This window comes from Cloacibacillus sp. An23 (assembly GCF_002159945.1).
GTDB lineage: Bacteria > Synergistota > Synergistia > Synergistales > Synergistaceae > Caccocola.
The window spans coordinates 122,091-140,214 of sequence record NZ_NFJQ01000005.1 but is presented as its reverse complement, the minus strand read 5'-3'; the positions used below and the strand labels follow the sequence as shown (position 1 = coordinate 140,214).

Annotated in this window: 16 protein-coding genes; 14 read left to right on the top strand and 2 right to left on the bottom strand. The window is 61.4% G+C overall.

The features are described from left to right. Nucleotides 1-238 precede the first annotated feature (238 nt). Both galE and B5F39_RS06310 read right to left on the bottom strand, forming a co-directional pair. On the bottom strand, nucleotides 239-1,210 hold the full coding sequence (gene galE / locus B5F39_RS06315) for a UDP-glucose 4-epimerase GalE (RefSeq protein WP_087365075.1): 972 nt from the start codon (nucleotides 1,208-1,210) through the stop codon (nucleotides 239-241). A gap of 3 nt (nucleotides 1,211-1,213) precedes the next feature. Next, a complete protein-coding gene (locus B5F39_RS06310; RefSeq protein WP_087365073.1) occupies nucleotides 1,214-1,774 on the bottom strand; it encodes a flavodoxin family protein in 561 nt (186 codons plus the stop codon). Nucleotides 1,775-1,932: 158 nt separating this feature from the next. Here B5F39_RS06310 and rfaE2 point away from each other — a divergent pair, with 158 nt between their 5' ends. The 14 genes from rfaE2 (at nucleotide 1,933) to B5F39_RS06240 (ending at nucleotide 18,028) form a co-directional block, all read left to right on the top strand. Further along, the gene (gene rfaE2, locus B5F39_RS06305; protein ID WP_239391146.1) at nucleotides 1,933-3,414 is read left to right on the top strand and encodes a D-glycero-beta-D-manno-heptose 1-phosphate adenylyltransferase; all 1,482 of its coding nucleotides are present in this window, start codon (nucleotides 1,933-1,935) and stop codon (nucleotides 3,412-3,414) included. Further along, nucleotides 3,411-4,520: an HAD-IIIA family hydrolase gene (locus tag B5F39_RS14230; RefSeq protein ID WP_158095956.1), complete on the top strand. Its 1,110-nt coding sequence runs from the start codon at nucleotides 3,411-3,413 to the stop codon at nucleotides 4,518-4,520. Before rfaE2 ends, B5F39_RS14230 begins: the two co-directional genes overlap by 4 nt. Before the next feature lie 57 nt (nucleotides 4,521-4,577). After that, nucleotides 4,578-4,949 carry a 6-carboxytetrahydropterin synthase QueD gene (gene queD / locus B5F39_RS06295; protein WP_087365071.1) on the top strand — a complete coding sequence of 124 codons (372 nt, stop codon included), beginning with the start codon at nucleotides 4,578-4,580 and terminating at the stop codon, nucleotides 4,947-4,949. After that, nucleotides 4,942-5,718 (top strand): GTP cyclohydrolase FolE2, encoded by a 777-nt coding sequence (gene folE2, locus B5F39_RS06290; RefSeq protein WP_087365069.1) that lies wholly within the window; start codon nucleotides 4,942-4,944, stop codon nucleotides 5,716-5,718. Before queD ends, folE2 begins: the two co-directional genes overlap by 8 nt. Further along, nucleotides 5,715-6,914, top strand: coding sequence for a class I SAM-dependent rRNA methyltransferase (locus B5F39_RS06285; RefSeq protein ID WP_087365067.1), 1,200 nt, complete (start codon nucleotides 5,715-5,717; stop codon nucleotides 6,912-6,914). The genes folE2 and B5F39_RS06285 overlap by 4 nt, the downstream gene beginning before the upstream one ends. Next, the gene (locus tag B5F39_RS06280; protein WP_087365065.1) at nucleotides 6,911-7,579 is read left to right on the top strand and encodes an HAD-IA family hydrolase; all 669 of its coding nucleotides are present in this window, start codon (nucleotides 6,911-6,913) and stop codon (nucleotides 7,577-7,579) included. Before B5F39_RS06285 ends, B5F39_RS06280 begins: the two co-directional genes overlap by 4 nt. Nucleotides 7,580-7,582: 3 nt before the next feature. Beyond that, nucleotides 7,583-8,518, top strand: a complete 936-nt coding sequence (locus B5F39_RS06275) for a hypothetical protein (RefSeq protein ID WP_087365063.1) — start codon at nucleotides 7,583-7,585, stop codon at nucleotides 8,516-8,518. Beyond that, nucleotides 8,515-9,213: a YggS family pyridoxal phosphate-dependent enzyme gene (locus tag B5F39_RS06270; protein WP_087365259.1), complete on the top strand. Its 699-nt coding sequence runs from the start codon at nucleotides 8,515-8,517 to the stop codon at nucleotides 9,211-9,213. Before B5F39_RS06275 ends, B5F39_RS06270 begins: the two co-directional genes overlap by 4 nt. Before the next feature lie 26 nt (nucleotides 9,214-9,239). Beyond that, complete coding sequence (locus B5F39_RS06265) at nucleotides 9,240-9,857, top strand: DivIVA domain-containing protein (protein ID WP_087365061.1); 618 nt, start codon at nucleotides 9,240-9,242, stop codon at nucleotides 9,855-9,857. 12 nt (nucleotides 9,858-9,869) lie between these two features. Continuing rightward, entirely contained in the window at nucleotides 9,870-11,906 is a 2,037-nt protein-coding gene (locus tag B5F39_RS06260) for an ATP-dependent DNA helicase RecG (RefSeq protein WP_087365059.1), read from the top strand. 513 nt (nucleotides 11,907-12,419) lie between these two features. Beyond that, complete coding sequence (locus tag B5F39_RS06255; RefSeq protein ID WP_087365057.1) at nucleotides 12,420-13,778, top strand: sodium:alanine symporter family protein; 1,359 nt, start codon at nucleotides 12,420-12,422, stop codon at nucleotides 13,776-13,778. Between the two features lie 283 nt (nucleotides 13,779-14,061). Next, nucleotides 14,062-15,609 carry a ribonuclease Y gene (gene rny / locus B5F39_RS06250; RefSeq protein ID WP_087365055.1) on the top strand — a complete coding sequence of 516 codons (1,548 nt, stop codon included), beginning with the start codon at nucleotides 14,062-14,064 and terminating at the stop codon, nucleotides 15,607-15,609. A gap of 7 nt (nucleotides 15,610-15,616) precedes the next feature. Further along, nucleotides 15,617-16,396, top strand: coding sequence for a TIGR00282 family metallophosphoesterase (locus B5F39_RS06245; protein ID WP_087365053.1), 780 nt, complete (start codon nucleotides 15,617-15,619; stop codon nucleotides 16,394-16,396). Between the two features lie 288 nt (nucleotides 16,397-16,684). After that, on the top strand, nucleotides 16,685-18,028 hold the full coding sequence (locus tag B5F39_RS06240) for a sodium-dependent transporter (protein ID WP_087365051.1): 1,344 nt from the start codon (nucleotides 16,685-16,687) through the stop codon (nucleotides 18,026-18,028). Nucleotides 18,029-18,124 lie beyond the last annotated feature (96 nt).

Below are 18,124 nucleotides of genomic sequence, written 5' to 3'. Positions count from 1 at the left end.
TCGCCACGTATGATTTATTTCTCTTTACAGGCATATCATTAGTATCTTGATGCCGAAGAGATGTTTTTGCCGTTTTTCGATGTTTTTTGCGTTATCTTGAAAAGGTTAGGGAATCGGCGAAAAAAGTACACCTTTTTCGCCAAGCGCCAATATGATTACATACGCATATGACTTCAGTCAATATGCTAGAAACAAAACGGAGGGGCTCTGTAAACGAAGCCCCTCCGCGGCGTATCATTCAGTTCCTCTCGTGCCAGCGCATCGCCGTTTCGACGATTTCGTCTATCGAGGAGTGTTTCAGCTCCCAGCCGAGCGTCTGCCGCGCTGCGGCGGAGTCCGCCACCAGCACAGGCGGGTCTCCGGCGCGGCGCGGCGCGTCCAGCGCGGGGACTTTTCTGCCGGAGACGCGTTCGACGGATTTTATCACTTCGAGCACGGAGTAACCGGAGCCGGTGCCGAGGTTGAGCTTTAGGTTCACGCCGTCCGATTCAAGCTTTTCGAGGGCTTTAAGGTGGGCCGAGGCGAGGTCTGTGACGTGGACGTAGTCGCGCACGGCCGTACCGTCGGGCGTGTCGTAGTCGCGTCCGAAAATTTTGATGTTCTCGCGCCGTCCGAGGGCGGCGAAGAGTATCAGCGGGATAAGGTGCGTCTCTGGCTCGTGCAGTTCGCCCGTCTCGCACTCCGGGTCCGCGCCGGAGGCGTTGAAGTAGCGCAGCGCCGCGAATTTTATGCCGTGGGCGGCTGAGAAGTCTTCCATCATGCGCTCGATGAAGAGCTTGCTCCAGCCGTACGGGTTTATCGGGTTCTGCGGATGTTTTTCGTCTATCGGGGTGTAGCGCGGGTCGCCGTAGGTCGCGGCGGTGCTCGAGAAGATTATCTTGTCGCAGCCGCAGCGCAGCATCGCGGATAGCAGCGAGAGAGTGCCGGCAGTGTTGACGCGGTAGTAGTCCTCCGGCTTCGCCACGGATTCGCCGACGTATGTGAGCCCCGCGAAGTGAAAGACGGCTTCGGGCTTGAATTCTTCAAATATCTTTACGAGCCCGTCTGTGTCGAGCACGTCGCATTCGCGGAAGGGGCCCCATTTTACCAGTTTTTTGTGCCCGCGGAAAAGATTGTCCACCGTTACAGGGGTGTATCCGGCCTGCGCCAGAGCTTTGCAGCAATGGCTGCCGACGTATCCGGCTCCGCCCGTCACTACGCAGTTTTTCATTTTTTACAGCCTCTTTCCGAGTTCGTACGCTTCTTCTATATATTTCTGGCCTTCGTTCGCAGCCGCGTCCTTCGGGTATAGGCCGAGCGCGTATATTTCGCCCGCGATTTCCCATTGCGTGTAGCCGCAGGCGAGTCGGAACGACTCTTTGAGCCCGCCGAAGCATTCCGGTTCCGTGTCGCCGGCCGCGGATATGAGCACGGCTTTCTTGCCGCGCACGTCTATCTTAGAATTTTCGGCGTAGAAGGGCAGCAGCCTGTCCCAGACGGGCTTTATCTGCGCGCTCCACGAATAGAAGTAAAGCGGCGACGCGAAGACGATGACGTCCGCGGCGGCTATCGCTTCGTGGACTTCGCCCATGTCGTCCTTCTGGACGCAGGGCGCGCCCGTCGCCCAGCAGTGGCGGCAGTCCATGCACCCGTTGAGCTTCTTCCCCTGCAGCCGCAGCGTGCGCACTTCGCAGCCGTTTTCCTCAGCGCCCTTGGCGAGCGCCTTGGCTATGGTTTCGGTGTTTCCGTCTTTGCGCGGGCTGCCGAGCAGTATAGTTACGGTTTTCTTCTCCATGTTACCACCCCGTTGTGTTGATTTGATACGGTTATTATTATATTAGTTTTGCCGCGCGATTTCCGCTAATATTTCGTGCGTAATGATACAATTAGCTAAAATGGCGCGGTTTACGGAAAAAACGGCGGCCGCGCAAAATTTGATCTCGGGGACGGACGATGAGGCTTTCTGCGAATTTTTCACACGAAACGATGATCCTTGCCCGCGAGCTTCTGCTCGGCGGGTTCCGGCGTTTTCCCGCCGTCGTCGCGGGCGATTTTATGCTCGACCGTTATGTGACGGGCGAGGTGTCGCGCATTTCGCCTGAGGCTCCGGTACCCGTCGTGCGCGTGCGGTCGGAGCGGCTGGTCGCGGGCGGCGCCGGCAACGTCGCGGCGAACCTCGCGGGGCTGGGCGTCCGCGTGTACGCCGCCGGAAGCGTCGGGGACGATACGGAGGGCGCGGCTCTCATGGCTCTGCCCGTTTTTGCGGAGGCGGATACTGAGTGTATAACGCCGCTCGGCCCGACGACTGTCAAGACGCGCGTTCTCGGCGGCGGACGCCAACAGATGCTGCGGCTCGACCGCGAGCAGCTTACGGAGCCGCGCGGCGAGGATATAGAGCGCGTCGTTTCAAAGATAAGGGAGGCCGCTTCCGCCGGTTCGCGGCTCGTCCTGCTTTCCGATTACGGCAAAGGCTTCTGCTCGCCGGAGCTATGCCGCCGCGTCATATCGTTCGCGCGCTCCGCCTGTATGCAGGTCTGGGTTGACCCGAAGAAATCAGACTGGGAGCCGTACCGCGGCGCTTTCGCGATTACGCCGAATCTGAAGGAGCTTTCCGCCGCGGCTGGGCGCGCCGTCGCGAACGAAGACGGCGAGGTAGCGGAGGCCGCGTCGGAGTTGGCCTCGCGTTACGGTATAGAAAATATTCTCGCGACGCGCTCTGAGAAGGGGGCGACGCTCGTCTCACGCGGCGGGGCGCTGCATATCCCTGTCTGGCCCGTCGAGGTCTACGACGTTTCCGGTGCGGGCGACACCATGATAGCTGCGGCTGCGGCCTTCTCGTCAGCGGGGCTCCCGCTGTGCGACGCCGCGAAGCTCGCCAACGCCGCGTCGCAGATAGTAATAGGCAAGGTCGGCACATATCCGATAATGGCGGATGAGCTTCTCTCCGCGGTCGCGGAGGAGGGCGCGCAGTCCGGCGGCAAGATATATTCGCGCGGCGACGCGGCGGAGCTCTGCCGCAGATGGCGCGCGAACGGCGAGAGAATTGTTTTTACGAACGGCTGTTTCGACATACTCCACGCCGGGCATATAGATTCGCTGACCGCGGCGCGGGCTCTCGGGGACCGGCTGATCGTCGGCCTCAACTCCGACGCTTCGGTGAAGAGGCTGAAGGGCGAGAGCCGTCCCGTTAACGGCGAGCTTTCGCGCGCGAAGGTGCTTTCCGCGCTTGAGGCGGTGGACGCCGTTGTCGTATTCGGCGAGGACACGCCGGCTGAGCTGCTTTCCGTGCTTCGTCCCGACGTGCTTGCGAAGGGCGGGGACTACCGCCCGGAGGATGTCGCGGGACGCGAATACGCGGGCGAGGTCGTTATACTGCCGCTTACGGACGGATATTCGACCACATCCGTTATAGAAAGGATATCCCATTCAAAATGAAAAGATGGATAATACTCGACAGAGACGGAACTATCATAAAAGATAAAAATTACCTGCACGACCCGAACGGCGCGGAACTCACCGAGGGCGCGGCGGATGGGCTGCGCATGCTTGCCGGGATGGGCTACAGCTTCGTCGTGCTGACGAACCAGTCCGGCATCGGGCGCGGCTATTTCACCGAGGACGAGATGAACGCCGTCCACCTCCGCGTGGACGAGATGCTCGCCTGCTCGGGCGTGCGCGTGAGCGGCTGGTTCCACTGCCCGCACAGGCCGGACGAAGGATGCAGCTGCCGCAAGCCGGAGCTCGGGCTCGTCCGGCGCGCTCAGGAGGAGCTCGGCTTTTCCGACGCGGACGTAGCCTTCGTAATGGGAGACAAGAAAAGCGACCTCGAGATGGCTGAGGCGCTGGGCGCTCCGTCGGTGCTGTTAATGACGGGCTACGGCGCGGAGGAGTACGCGAAGGGTGCGCGCGGCACGCTGAACTGCGGGAACCTGCGCGATGCCGCGAAGGCTATAGCCGAGTTCGAGGACGGCGCGGCGCGCGCTTCGTTCTCGCGCGACCTCCGCGAGCACGCCGAGGTTGTGAGCGCGATGCGTTCGCTCGAGGCGCAGGCCGGGGCCGCGGCGTCCGTGATAATATCGTCGCTCCGCGGAGGCGGCAGGCTTTTCGTCTGCGGCAACGGCGGCTCCGCGGCGGACGCGCAGCATATTGCGGCTGAGCTCTCGGGCCGCTACCTCGCGGAGCGCGAGCCGCTCGACGCGGCCGCGCTTTCGTGCAACAGCTCGGCTCTTACCGCGATAGGCAACGACTACGGCTTCGACAAGATATTCTCGCGTCAGCTCGAGGCGCACGGACGCGCGGGCGACGCGCTGCTCGCGATATCGACGAGCGGGAACAGCGCGAACGTGCTTGAGGCGGTCCGCGCCGCGAAGAAGATGGGAATCCGCACCATAGCCCTGACAGGCGGAGACGGCGGCGCGCTCGCGCGCGAAGCCGGGCTCTGCGTATGCGTCCCGTCGAGCGCCACGCCGAGGATACAGGAGATGCACATCCTGTTCGGCCACGCGCTGTGCGGCATTGTTGAAAAAACCCTGTGCCGCTGAAAAGCGGCGGCGCGTGGTAGAATAAAGATACTATATAAATTCAGGGGGAATTTTGTAATGCTGCTGTGCCGGGACTTCAAGTTTGATGCGGCGCATAATCTGATACATTATCACGGCAAGTGCGAAAGGCTCCACGGGCACACCTATCATCTGCGCGTGACGCTCGAGGGCGAGCCGGACGCGGAGGGGATGATCTACGACTTCGTGGATCTGAAAAAGGCCGTGACGGAGCTCGTGCTCGACAGGCTCGACCACGCCTATATAAACGACGTCATCCCGCAGCCGACGGCGGAGTATATCTCGCGCTGGATCTTCCGCGAGCTCGACGCGCCGCTGCGCCGCGACAACTGCCGGCTGTTTGAAGTTCAGCTTTGGGAGACGGAGGGCTCTTCCGTGATCTGCCGCAGGGAGGACGTAAAAGATGCGTGACGTTCAGAACGAAGCCGACGACAGAAATCTAGCGATAGACCGCGTGGGGATCAGCGGCATCTCATGGCCGATATCGGTGCCGGACCGCGAGAACGGCGTGCAGGAGACTGTGGCGGAGGTGAGCCTCTCGGTCTCGCTGCCGCGGGATTACCGCGGCACTCACATGAGCCGTTTCGTCGAGGTGCTGAGCGCGCAGGAGAAGAAGGTGACTTTCCATAATATGGAAGGGCTTCTGGCCAATCTCAAGGAGCGGCTGCACGCGAGCGACGCGCACGCGATATTCGATTTCCCCTATTTTATAACGAAGACGGCCCCCGTCAGCGGAGCGCGCGGGCGCGTGAGGTGCGATGTGCGTTTCGACGCGGCGCTGCTCGGAGAAGACTTCGACCTCGTGACGACGGTCGAGATACCGGTGCAGACTCTCTGCCCGTGCTCCAAGGAGATTTCGGAGTACGGCGCGCACAACCAGCGCGCGCACGCCTCGATAGCGGTGCGGCTCGCGTCGTTCGTGTGGCTCGAAGAGTTTATAGAGATAGCCGACAGGTGCGCCTCCGCGCCTATATACAGCCTGCTGAAGCGCGAGGACGAGAAGTTCGTCACGGAGCGCGCCTATGAAAACCCGCGGTTCGTCGAGGACGCCGTGCGCGACCTCGCGCTCGCGATGCAGGCCGACGAGCGCGTGCGTTGGTTCCGCGTCTCGGTGACGAGCCACGAAAGCATACATAATCACGACGCCTTCGCCGTGATAGAAAGGGACAAACGCCGGTGACTTCGCAGAAAAAACTTCTGCGGCGCGCGGTGCTGAACGACGCCGGGGCGGAGCGGGCGAAGCGCGGCCACCCGTGGATATTCCGGGGAAGCCTGCTTCAGGTCCCGGCCTGCGCGCCCGGGGACATCGTCGCCTTCGCAGACAGGCGCGGCGCGGTGCTGGGCTGGGGGCTGTGGAGCGAGAGCGCGCTCTGTATCCGCGTGCTGTCGCTAGGCACGCGCGAGCCTGACCAGATGGCGCTGCTGCGCTCGCGCGTCGAATCGGCCCTCGAAGCGCGCAAACGCTGGTGCGCGGGCGAGGAGAGCTTCCGCTGGGTACACGGCGAGGGCGACCGCCTGCCTGGCGTCACGGCGGATCTCTACGGCGACGTGCTGTCGCTCCAGCTGTCGGCCTACGGCTGGTACCGCCACGCCGGCGAGGTGGCGAAGATTTTCCGCAAGGTCAGAAAATTATCTGCGATAATACTGCGCAACGACACGAAGCACCTCGACAAGGAGGGCATACCGCGCGAGGTGAAGCCGCTGCTCGGCGAGATTCCGGAGGGCCCGCTGCGCGTGCGCATAGGCGGGCTGACGGAGCTCGTTGACGTCGCGGGCGGGCAGAAGACCGGCGCGTACCTCGACGTGCGGCACGTCCCGGCTCTGCTCGAGCCGCTTTATAATGGCGCGGATGTGCTCGACTGCTTCTGCTATCAGGGGCATTTCACGGCGAGCGCGCTCAGGGGAGGGGCTACCCGCGTCACCGCGATAGACCAGTCCGAGGCGGCGCTCTCGCGCGCGAAGGACAACCTCGCGCTCAACGGCCTCGACGTTTCGCGCGCGGAGTTCGTCTGCGGCAACGCCTTCGACATAATGCGCGAGATAGACGCGGAGCGCAAGAGGTACGACCTCGTCATCATGGACCCGCCGCCTTTCTCGCCCTCTAAGGGGCAGCTCGACTCGGCGCGGCGCGGCTACAAGGAGCTCGCCGTGCGGGGCTTCCGGCGGCTAGGCCCCGGCGGCCATCTCGTATTCCTCTCGTGCAGCCACGCCTTCACGCGCGACATGCTTTTCGACGTGCTCGCCGAGGCGGCGCGCGACGCCGGGATGTCATGCCGCGTCGTGCGCGAGATACATCAGCCCGAGGACCATCCGGCGCTGCTCGGAGTTCCAGAGACGGACTATCTCAAGGGCTTCGTGCTGGGGGCGGAGGAATGACGCCGCGCGATACAGCGCCGGTAAAGGCGGCGCTTTTCGATTTCGACATGACGCTCGTTGACAGCAGCTGGGGCATAGAGCACTGCACGAACGAGTTCGCGAAGCTCAAAGGGCTGCGCCCCGTGCCGCGCGAGACGGTCATGGCGGCGATAGGCCTCACGATAGAAGACAGCTGGCGCATGTACTGGGGCGAGTTCCGCCAGGAGTGGCTAGAGGAATACCGCGCGAAATTCCGCGCAGAGGAGCGCCGGCTGCTGCGCCTGTTCCCCGACACGCTTTCGACGCTCGACGCGCTGCGCGGCGCGGGGATAAAGACCGGGCTCGTCTCAAACAGGCGCTACGCGCGCAATCCGGCGGAATATCTCGGCATCACCGACAGGCTCGACGTGATAATCGGCCTCGAGGACGTGACTCACGCGAAGCCGCACCCGGAGCCGCTGCTGACGGCGCTCGCGCGCCTCGGCGCCGAACCGTCCGAGGCCGTCTACGTAGGCGACACGGATATAGACATGAAGGCCGCCGCCGCGGCGGGAGTGCGCGGAATAGGCGTCGCGACTGGTAATTTCAGCCGAGAACAGCATCTCGCCGCCGGGGCGTGGCGCGCCTGCGCCTGCCTGGCCGAGGTGCCGCCGCTCTGCGGCGTAACGGACGGCAAACAAAAATAAAATATGGTAAGGAAGTACGTCCCGGAGAAAAAAAACAGGGCGTTCAGCATAACCTACTGGATAGGCGTGCTCGTCATAGTCGTGCTGTGGATATGGGCCTTCAAGCTCTACTTCGACAGGTACGAATACCTGCACCCAGATATAACGTGGGCGACTCCGGGCATAGAGGCGCAGCTTGTTAAGGTGCGCGGCTTCCTGCTGTGGAAGGAGAACATGATACGCGCGCCCGCCTCAGGCGTATGCGTCTACCCGCTCGGCAAAGGGCCTGTGCGCGTCCCGCGCGGCGCTGTAGTGGCGCGCGTCGGGGGGCGCGACGTGAGGGCCTACAAACAGGGTTATTTCGTCGCGGGGCGCGACGGGCGCGAGGACGGCTGGCGCTATTCCGCTCTCTGGCACGCGAAGCGCTCGGAGTTTACGCAGGAAGCCAAGCTTAAATATTTCGGCGACGGCGCTCAGGTCGCGCGCGGGCAGGTGATAGGAAAGATAGCCGAACAGCCTCAGGAGCTTCGCTTCATCGGTTATCTGCCGGACGGCGGAGACATAGCGAAGCAGCTGAAGTCGGGCAAGCTCCGCGTCCGCATGGACGCTGACGACACAGTCTCCGAAGCGGCGGTGCGCGTGACGCGCAGGGAAGGCCGGTTCACGAAGCTCGCGCTCGCGATGCCGTGGTTCCCTCCAGAGATGCTTTTATCGCGCGGATATGAGCTGATAGTGGACGCCGGGCAGACGCGCGGGGCGCTGATACCGGCGACAGCGCTGCTTGAAAAAGGCGGCGAAAAAGGAGTATATATGATACGCGGGGCGCGCGTCGTTTTCGTGCCGGTGCGCGGCAAGACGACCGGCGGCGGCATGTTCCTCGTGACTAAGGGAATATCCGTAGGCGACGCGGTCGTCGAAGACGCGGCGTCCGCCAGAGAAGGAAGGATACAGCTTTGGTGAGCGACATAAAAAGCAACATAGAAAAAATAAAGGGCAAGATAGCCGAGGCGGCGCGCCGCGCCGGACGCGGGGCGGACGAAGTGCGCCTCATGGGCGTCACGAAATTCCATCCGCTCGAAATGATGCTCGAGGCCGCGCCCATGCTCGACCTGATAGGCGAGAACCGGGTGCAGGAGGCCTCGGAGAAGCGCGCGGCGTGGCCCGCCGGCACGCCGTCGTGCCCGTGGCACCTCATAGGACATTTACAGAAAAACAAGATACGCCGCGCCCTCGAGAATTTTGATTTAGTCGAAAGCGTAGACGCCCTCGACACCGCGCGCGCGATGGACCGCGTGCTGAGCGAGGGCGGCAGAGATGCTTTCCCGGTATACATAGAAGTGAACATGTCGCGCGAGCCGGCGAAAAGCGGCGTCGCCCCCGAAGATGCGGAGCGGCTGCTCGAGGGCGTGATGGCCTCGGCGCCGGCCCTCTCGGTCGAGGGGCTGATGACCGTAGCGGCTGACACGGACGACGAGGCCGTGCTGCGCGCGACATTCGGAGGACTGCGCGAACTGCGCGAAAGGCTGCGCGCGGCCTCCGGGCTTCCTCTGCCCGAGCTCTCGATGGGCATGAGCGGCGACTTCGCCGTAGCCGTCGAAGAGGGCAGCACGATAGTCCGCGTCGGCAGCGCTATATTCGGTCCCAGAAATTACTGAAAACCTTGCGAAAAGGAGCAGATGACATGTCGGAACTTTTAACCTCCCTTGACGTTGTGAACCAGTCCTTCAAAAAGAGCCTGCGCGGCTACGACGCGGCCGAAGTGGACGAATTCCTCGACCACGTCGCAGAGACGCTCCAGTTCTACAACCAGCGGACGAAAGAGCTCGAACGCGACCTCGCCTCCAAGCAGGAGAGCCTCGCCGAGTACGACAGGATGAAGGACGTGCTCCACGAGGCGCTGCTCATGGCTCAGAAAAGCGCCGACGACCGCGTGAAAAGCGCGCGCGAGCAGGCGAACAAGATAATCGCCGACGCGAGGGAGCAGGCCGACGCCATGTGCCGCGACGCGGCGGCGGAGGCCGAACGGCTGCGCGCCGGGGTCGAGCAGATACGCAACATCCGCGACATGTACGCGCAGGAGTTCCGCGGAGTGCTCGCGAAATTCGACAACCAGCTCAACCAGGCGATGAACTCGCAGCTCGGCGGAGCCGTGGACAGCGTTCTTGAGGTGCGCGAAAACCAGGCGGAAGCGCCGCAGCCCGAAGCGGCCGAGGAACCGGCGCTGAAATCCGACCCCGGCGACTTCGAGGCCGCGTGCGGGATGCTCGGCGTAGACCCGCAGGAGATCATGAAAAAGTAGCGGCGGCGCGCCGTGGACGAAAGACTCGCATCCCCGCTCTCCGCGCTGAAGGGGGCGGGGCCGCGCAGGGCCGCGCTGCTCGAAAAGCTCGGCCTCCTCACGATTTACGACCTGCTCTGGTTCTTCCCGAGAAAATACGAGGACCGCAGGAACGTCAGAAAAATATCCGAACTCGTGCCCGGAGCTCCGGCGGTCGTAGCGGCAGAGTCGCGCGGCTGCGAGACGCGCACTCTGCCAGGGCGCGGACGCAGGCTGATAAAATGCCGCTTCTCCGACGGCGGCGGATTCCTCGACGCGGTATGGTTCAACATCAAAGGGCTTGAAAACTCGCTGAAAGAAGGGACGCGCGCCGCGCTCTTCGGCGTCCCGTCGCTGCGCGGCGGCGTCTTCGAGATGCTCTCTCCCGAGTTCGAGATACTGAAAGGCGGGGAAATCCCCGACGGCTTCAAAGGCATAGCGCCGGTCTACCCGCTCACCGCCGGGCTGCCGAAAAACTGGCTCCGCCGCACCGTGACGGAGACGGTGAAAAAATACTCGCCGCTCCTCTCCGACCCGATCCCGCTGAAAATCAGAGAAAAAAATAATCTAATGCCGCTCCCCGAGGCCGTGCGCCAGATGCACGAGCCGGACTCCCCGCCGGCGTGGAAGGATGCGCGCCGGCGCATTGCCTACGGCGAGCTGTTCGAACTCCAGCTCGAAATGGCGGCCTCTCGCGAAAAAAACGCGAAAAGCGGAGCCGCCGCGGCCGAACGCGGCCCTCTCTACCGCGCCATGACGAAGAACCTCCCATTCGAGTTCACCGGTTCGCAGAAAAAAGTCATAGACGAAATAATAGACGGCGCTTCGGCCGGCGCGCAGAGCGCTCGGCTCGTGCAGGGCGACGTCGGCTCCGGCAAAACGGCGGTCGCCGCGGCCTTCGCGGCGGCGGTATGCGACGGCGGAGCCCAGTGCGCCGTGCTCGCGCCGACTGAATCGCTTGCAGAGCAGCTTTATGAACGGATGAAAAAATATATCCCGCTCGGCGAAGACGAATGTGTACTGCTGAAAGGCTCCATGCCTGCGGCCGCGCGCAGAAAGGCCGAGGCCGCGATAGCCTCCGGCGAAGTCAGGATAGCCGCCGGAACGCAGGCGCTGCTCTCCGAAAAAATAAAATTCCGCGAGCTCGGCGCCGTGATAATAGACGAGCAGCAGCGCTTCGGAGTGCGCCAGCGCGAAAAGCTCTTATCCGGCTCGTCGAAGCCGCACCTGCTCATGCTCAGCGCCACGCCGATACCGAGGACCATGGCGCTCACGCTCTACGGCGACCTCGACGTATCCATAATAGAATCGGTCCCCGCGGGGCGCGCTCCCGTCGAAACGCGGACGACCGGCTACGCAGGGCTGACTGAGCTGCTGCGCTTCATCGCGCGCGAAATCATGGCCGGCGGGCGCGTCTACTGGATATGCCCGCGCGTCGAAGAAAGCGAAGGCTCGCCGGTCTCGGCGGTAAAGCGTTACGAATGGCTGGTAAAAAAACTTCCTCCGGTGAAAATATCTCTCGTCCACGGACAAATGGAAAGCACGGAAAAAGAGCGCGCGCTGTCGGCCTTCCGCTCCGACGCGTCGCAGCTTCTCGTCGGCACGACCGTGCTCGAAGTCGGCATCGACGTGCCGGAAGCAACCGTGATAGTGATAGAGTCGCCGGAGCGCTACGGCCTGTCTCAGCTCCACCAGCTCCGCGGGCGCGTCGGGCGCGGAACGCGGCGCGGCGTCTGCATACTGCTCTCCGACGCGGCGGAGGACGCGGAGCGGCTTAAAAAATTCGCCGCGACGAACGACGGCTTTGCGATCGCGCGCGCCGACCTCGAAACGCGCGGCGCAGGAGAACTCACTGGAATAGCGCAGCACGGCTCCGCCGGACTGAAAGTCGCGGACCTCGCGCGCGACGCCGCCCTCGCCGCGCTTGCGCGCGAGGACGTCCTCTCGCTCGCAGCACGCGGCCTCACCGCGGAAACTCTTTCGGCCTGCCGCGCCTCGTCCCTGCGCCGTAATGGGCCGCAGTCCTCATAGACGAACGAAACGTGCGGCATATTGCGGCACGGCGCGTAATGCGGCGGAGGCTTAAGCTCGGTTCCGCTTTCATAGGAGTGCTGCGCCGTCCTCCGCGCCGGCCGTTTCACGCAAAAGCGCGCCGCGTAAGGCGCGTGGAGATAAATTCATCGCGTCTTTCCCGATGCCGCGAGGCTGTAAAAGCGAAGTATCCGCGTATTCGGACGCGCCGTATCTCTCATATAAATGTATTTTTCCCCCATATTACAGCAGTTTTTTATGTTTCTGCACAAAAAACAAGAAACGCCGCCTCGCTTGGCGAAAAGCGCGAAACAGGCCGGCAGGCTGTAAAAACTCTGGTTTTAAACTGACACGCGCGTTAGGTCAAAAATATATTAAATTGAATAAATTGTATAGTTTGACAACTGATAGTTAATTTTGTATAGTAGGCGGCAGATGGGACAGCGCGCGTATATTATGCAACATAGGTAGTGAAAAGAGTAACGTTTAGACACGTAATGGAGGTTGGTAACCTTGGATCAGTTAACAGCACTCATCACCACCCTTAACAGTTATCTGTGGGGCAATTTCTGTCTAGTTCCGCTTCTCTGCGGCGCAGGGCTCTACTTCACGCTGCGCCTTCGTTTCGTCCAGGTCCGCAAATTCGGCCTGGCGGTAAAATACACCTTCGGACAGCTTTCGTTCTCGGGAGCGAAGGCCGGCAAGGACGGTATGAGCTCCTTCCAGGCCCTCGCCACGGCGGTCGCGGCGCAGGTCGGAACCGGAAACGTCGTCGGAGTCGCCACGGCGCTCACGATGGGAGGTCCTGGAGCCCTCTTCTGGATCTGGCTCGCGGCCTTCTTCGGAATGGCCACGATATTCGCCGAAGCGGTCCTCGCTCAGACCTACAAGGTCAGGAGGCCCACCGGCGAAATAACCGGAGGCCCGGCATACTACATCTCGCAGGGACTCAAGTGCAAGCCTCTCGCGGTATTCTTCTCCGTTTGTATCATCATAGCCCTCGGCATGGTCGGAAACTCCGTCCAGTCGAACTCGATAGCTGAGTCCTTCCACCTGGCCTTCGGCGTCAATCAGCTCGCGGTCGGCGTGTTCATCGCCGTGATCAGCGGCCTCGTATTCTTCGGCGGCACGGCGCGCCTTGCATCCGTCACCGAGAAGCTCGTCCCGATCATGGCAATGTGCTACATCGTCGGCGGACTTTACATCCTCGCCACTCACGCCGGCATGATAATCCCGGCTTTCAAGATGATCATCCAGGGCGCCTTCGACCCGGCTGCCGCCACCGGCGGTATCATCGGCGTTACGATGAAGGAAGCCATCCGTTACGGCGTCGCGCGCGGACTCTTCGCGAACGAAGCCGGTATGGGCTCTACGCCGCACGCTCACGCGCAGGCTAAGGTCAACCATCCGGCGGAGCAGGGCTTCGTCGCCATCATGGGCGTCTTCATCACCACGTTCATGATCATCACTATGACCGCCCTCATAATCCTCACCACCGGCTCCCTCGACGGCGTGACGAGCGGCAGCGCGCTCACGCAGAAGGCGTTCACGACCGGCCTCGGCAGCTTCGGCTCGCCCTTCGTCGCGATATGCATATTCTTCTTCGCCTATTCGACGATCATCGGCTGGTACTTCTTCGCAGAGCAGAACGTGAAATTCCTCTTCGGCAACAAGCCGCTCCCGATATTCAGATGCATAGCGATGTTCTTCATCGTCCTCGGTTCCGCGCTGAAGCTCGACCTCGTATGGCAGCTCGCCGACTTCTTCAACGGAATCATGGTCATCCCGAACCTCATCGCCGTCATCGGGCTCGCGAAGGTAGTCAGCAACGCCCTCAACGATTTCGACGAGAAAGGACAGCTGAAAGCCTAGCGCTTTAAGCGAAAATCTGCGAGAAAGCGCCGCGTCTTATGACGCGGCGCTTATTTTTGCGCGCGCGTTTTCAATCTTCTTTTCTTTGTTTCGCGCGGAAGCCGCCGCTTATGCCGCGCCGGTTCAGGCTGGAGCGCGCGTACCGACACTTGAGAAATGTCTTTTTTTTATGTAAAATACCATACGTTGGCATAAAATTCATTATGTAGCGTATTCATACAATTTTACGTCTGACAAAAACTGCAAATGTACCATGACAATCGAATATGAGGTGAAAGGAAAAATGGAATGGGAATTCACGACAATCGTGCTGTGTATAATCACGGGGCTCGCCGTAGGCGCCCTCGGAGGTTTTACATACCACAAGAAAACTGAGGAGAGAAAATTCAGGGGGGCTCTTTCGGAGGCCGACCGCATAGTGCAGGAGGCGACGAAGAAGGCCGAGACTGCGAAGCGCGACATCGTAGCCGAGGGCAAAGAGGAGATACACAGGCTGCGTCAGGAGCTCGACCGCGACACGAAGGAAAGACGCGGCGAACTGCAGCGCGCGGAGCGCAGGCTCGAGCAGAAAGAGGAAAACCTTGATAAAAAGCTTGAGAACATCAGCCGCAAGGAAGAAGAGCTGAAAGGCAAGAACGAGCAGGTCCAGTCGAAGCTGAACAGGCTCTCCGACCAGGAGCAGGAGCTTATCGCCAAGCTCGAACAGATAGCGAGGCTCACGCAGGAGGAGGCTCGCGAGCAGCTTCTCGCAGAAGTCGAGGCAGACGCGAACCACTACATCGGCCTCCGCCTGAAGGAGCTTGAGGAGCGGGCCAAGCGCGACGCCGACCGCAGGGCGCAGGAGATCGTAGCGACGGCGATACAGCGCTGCAGCGTCGAGTTCACCTCGGACGTCGTCGTAAGCGTCGTAAACCTTCCATCCGACGAGATGAAGGGGCGCATAATCGGGCGCGAGGGGCGCAATATAAGAACCTTTGAAACTCTTACCGGAGTCGACCTTATCGTTGATGATACTCCAGAAGCCGTGACTCTAAGCAGCTTCGACCCCGTGAGGCGCGAGGTCGCGCGTCTGTCGCTCGAACGTCTCGTCGTAGACGGGAGAATCCATCCGGCGCGCATAGAGGAAATAATCGAGCGCGCGGAAAAGGACGTCCAGGCGCAGATACTCGAGACCGCCGAGGAGGCGCTTCTCGAAACGGGGATAAAGAATATGCACAGCGAGCTGGCCAAGATAATCGGGCAGCTCCGCTACCGCACCAGCTACGGACAGAACGCCCTCGCCCACAGCCTTGAGGTCGCGCATCTCGCGGGCGTCATGGCGGCGGAGCTCGGGCTGGACGAGCAGAAGGCGCGCAGGGCCGGCCTTCTGCACGATATAGGCAAAGCCGTCGACCACCAGGTCGAGGGGCCGCACGCCAAGATCGGCGCCGATCTCGCCAAGCGCTACGGCGAAAGCCCGGACATCGTGAACGCTATAGCCTCGCACCACGAGGACGAGGAGCCTCAGACGATCTACGCGGTGCTCGTAGCCGCCGCCGACGCCGTCAGCGCGTCGCGCCCCGGAGCGCGCCGCGAGAGCCTCGACGCATACGTGAAGCGCCTCGAGAAGCTCGAAGAGGTCGCCAAGGCGTTCCCTGGCGTCAGCAAAGCCTTCGCGATCCAGGCCGGACGAGAGGTGCGCGTGACGGTCGCGCCGACCGTCACCGACGACGGCGAGATGCAGAAACTCGCCTACGACATCGCCCGCAAGATAGAGGAAGAACTTCGTTATCCCGGACAGATAAAGGTTACGCTGATACGGGAGACGCGCGCCGTCGAGTACGCGAAATAGGCCGTCCATGCGCGTGCTTTTCATAGGCGATATAATGGGCCGCCCCGGGCGCGAGGCCGCGGCGCGGATGATACCGCGCCTGCGCTCCGAGTTCGGCGGCTTCGACTTCGTGATAGCGAACGGCGAAAACAGCGCCGCCGGCTTCGGCCTCACCGAAAAGGTGATGAAAGAGCTCTTCGCATGCGGCATAGACGTCCTGACGAACGGCAACCACGTATGGGATAAAAAAGACTTCGTCCCGATGCTGGACTCCGAGCCGAACGTCCTGCGCCCCGCGAACCATCCGAAAGGGACGCCGGGACGCGGCTTCGCGGTCTACGAGAAGAACGGCGAAAAGCTCGCCGTCCTCTGCCTTCAGGGGCGCACCTTCATGCCGCCGCTCGACTGTCCTTTTCAGACCGCGGACGCGGCGCTCGCCGAGTGCGGGGTTTCGTCAATATTCGTAGACATACACGCCGAGGCGACTTCCGAAAAGAGGGCGCTCGCAGTCTATCTCGACGGGCGCGTCTCGGCCGTCGTCGGGACGCACACCCACGTGCAGACCGCAGACGAGGAGATACTGCCGGGAGGCACGGCTTTTCTCTGCGACGCCGGCATGACCGGCGGGCATGGGGGAATAATCGGAATGTCCGCGGAATCGGTGATGCCTAAGTTCCTCATGGGGACGCCGAGCCGCTTCGCCGTGTGCGAGGAGCGCGTGCGCTTCCAGGGCGTCGTGATCGAAATAGACGGAGAAACAGGACGGGCGCTTGACATAGTAAGGGTCAACGTGCCGGCCGAAGACTGATTGATTACAAGAAAAATAAACCGCGCAGACCTCGACGGTCCGCGCGGTTTATTTTTTTATAGCGGAGCCTCTGCGCACAGGTAAAACGCCGCGTTGAAAATTTAAAACGCATCGTTAAAAAAGGAATATAAAACAAGGTGGAATATAAAATTAACTTATCTGACATTTGTTTTTGAGTCGTTTCTGTGTTATATACTTAAAAGCTCGCGGACGTTGTTAAAGATGCTCGAAGTGTCTTTTTGTGTTTTATTTTCCGGCGTTCCGCAAAATATGAAAGGAGTGGGTCTTTTGGAGGCCAATTCTGGGAAAAGGGATCAGTGGGGGAGCCGCTTCGGCTTCATAATGGCGGCGGCGGGCTCCGCAATAGGGCTCGGAAACATCTGGCGCTTCCCCTATATCACCGGTAAGTACGGCGGCGGCGCGTTCGTCCTCGTCTATCTCGCGTTCGTACTCGTCATAGGCGCGTCCGTGCTGCTTGCCGAGCTCGCCATAGGGCGGCGCGCGAAGCTTGACGCGGCCGGCGCGTACAGGAAGCTCGGCGGCGGCGCGTGGCCGCTCGTAGGCTATCTCGGGATATTCTGCGGCTCCGTCATACTTTCCTACTACGCCGTCATAACCGGCTGGACTCTCGCCTATATGTTCAAATCCTTCGGCGGCCTAATGGAAGAGGCCGCGGCGGGGCGCGCGGCGGAATCATTCTCGACTTTCATCGCCAACCCTTATCTTACGGTGATCTGCCTCTGCGCCGTAATGGCAGGCGTCGTCCTCGTCGTCTACCGCGGTATCAGCGGCGGCATCGAAAAGAGCTGCAAAGTCCTGATGCCGATGCTTTTCATAATACTGCTGCTGCTAATCGTGCGTTCGCTGACTCTGCCGGGCGCGTCGGCCGGGCTGCGCTTCTACCTGATGCCCGACCTTTCTAAGCTCTCAGCCGAGGGCGTGCTCGCCGCTTTCGGTCAGGGCTTCTACTCGCTCTCGCTCGGAATGGGCATCACCGTCACCTACGGCAGCTATCTCAGCAGCAAGGAATATATGCCCACGATGACGCGCACGATAGTGCTTCTTGACACGATGGCGGCCTTCATGGCGGGGCTGGTCATATTCCCGGCGGTCTTCGCCTTCGGCATAGACGCGGGCTCAGGTCCGGGGCTCACCTTCGTTACTCTGCCGGCGGTCTTCGCGCAGATGCCGATGGGCGCTTTCTTCTCGTTCGCCTTCTTCGCGCTGCTCTTCATCGCCGCCTTCACATCGGCGATAGCGCTCTTCGAGGTCTCCGTGACCTACGCGGTAGACGAGCTCCGCTGGACGCGCGCCAAGTCCGCGATAGTCATGGGGCTTGCGATAACGCTGCTCGGAGTGCCCTCGGCGCTGTCCGGCGGCGGGCATATCCCTGAGATATGCGGCAAGGGCTTCCTCGACGCAGTGGACTTCATCACGAACAACGCCATTATGCCGATAGGCGGCATATTCACCTCGATATTCGTCGGATGGATATGGACGAAGGACGCGCTCGACGAGGTGACGAACCGCGGAGAGTTCAAGTTCAAGCTTTACCGCGCGTGGCTCTGGGTATGCCGCCTCGTCGCGCCGGTCTGCATCACTGCGGTGTTCATCACCGGGCTGAAGTGGTAGAACGGATAAATCACCATATGAACAAAAAAACGGCGGTGGGCGAATGGAACTCCGCCGTTTTTTATGCGCTGATATAAAATAAGCGCCGTTTTCGGT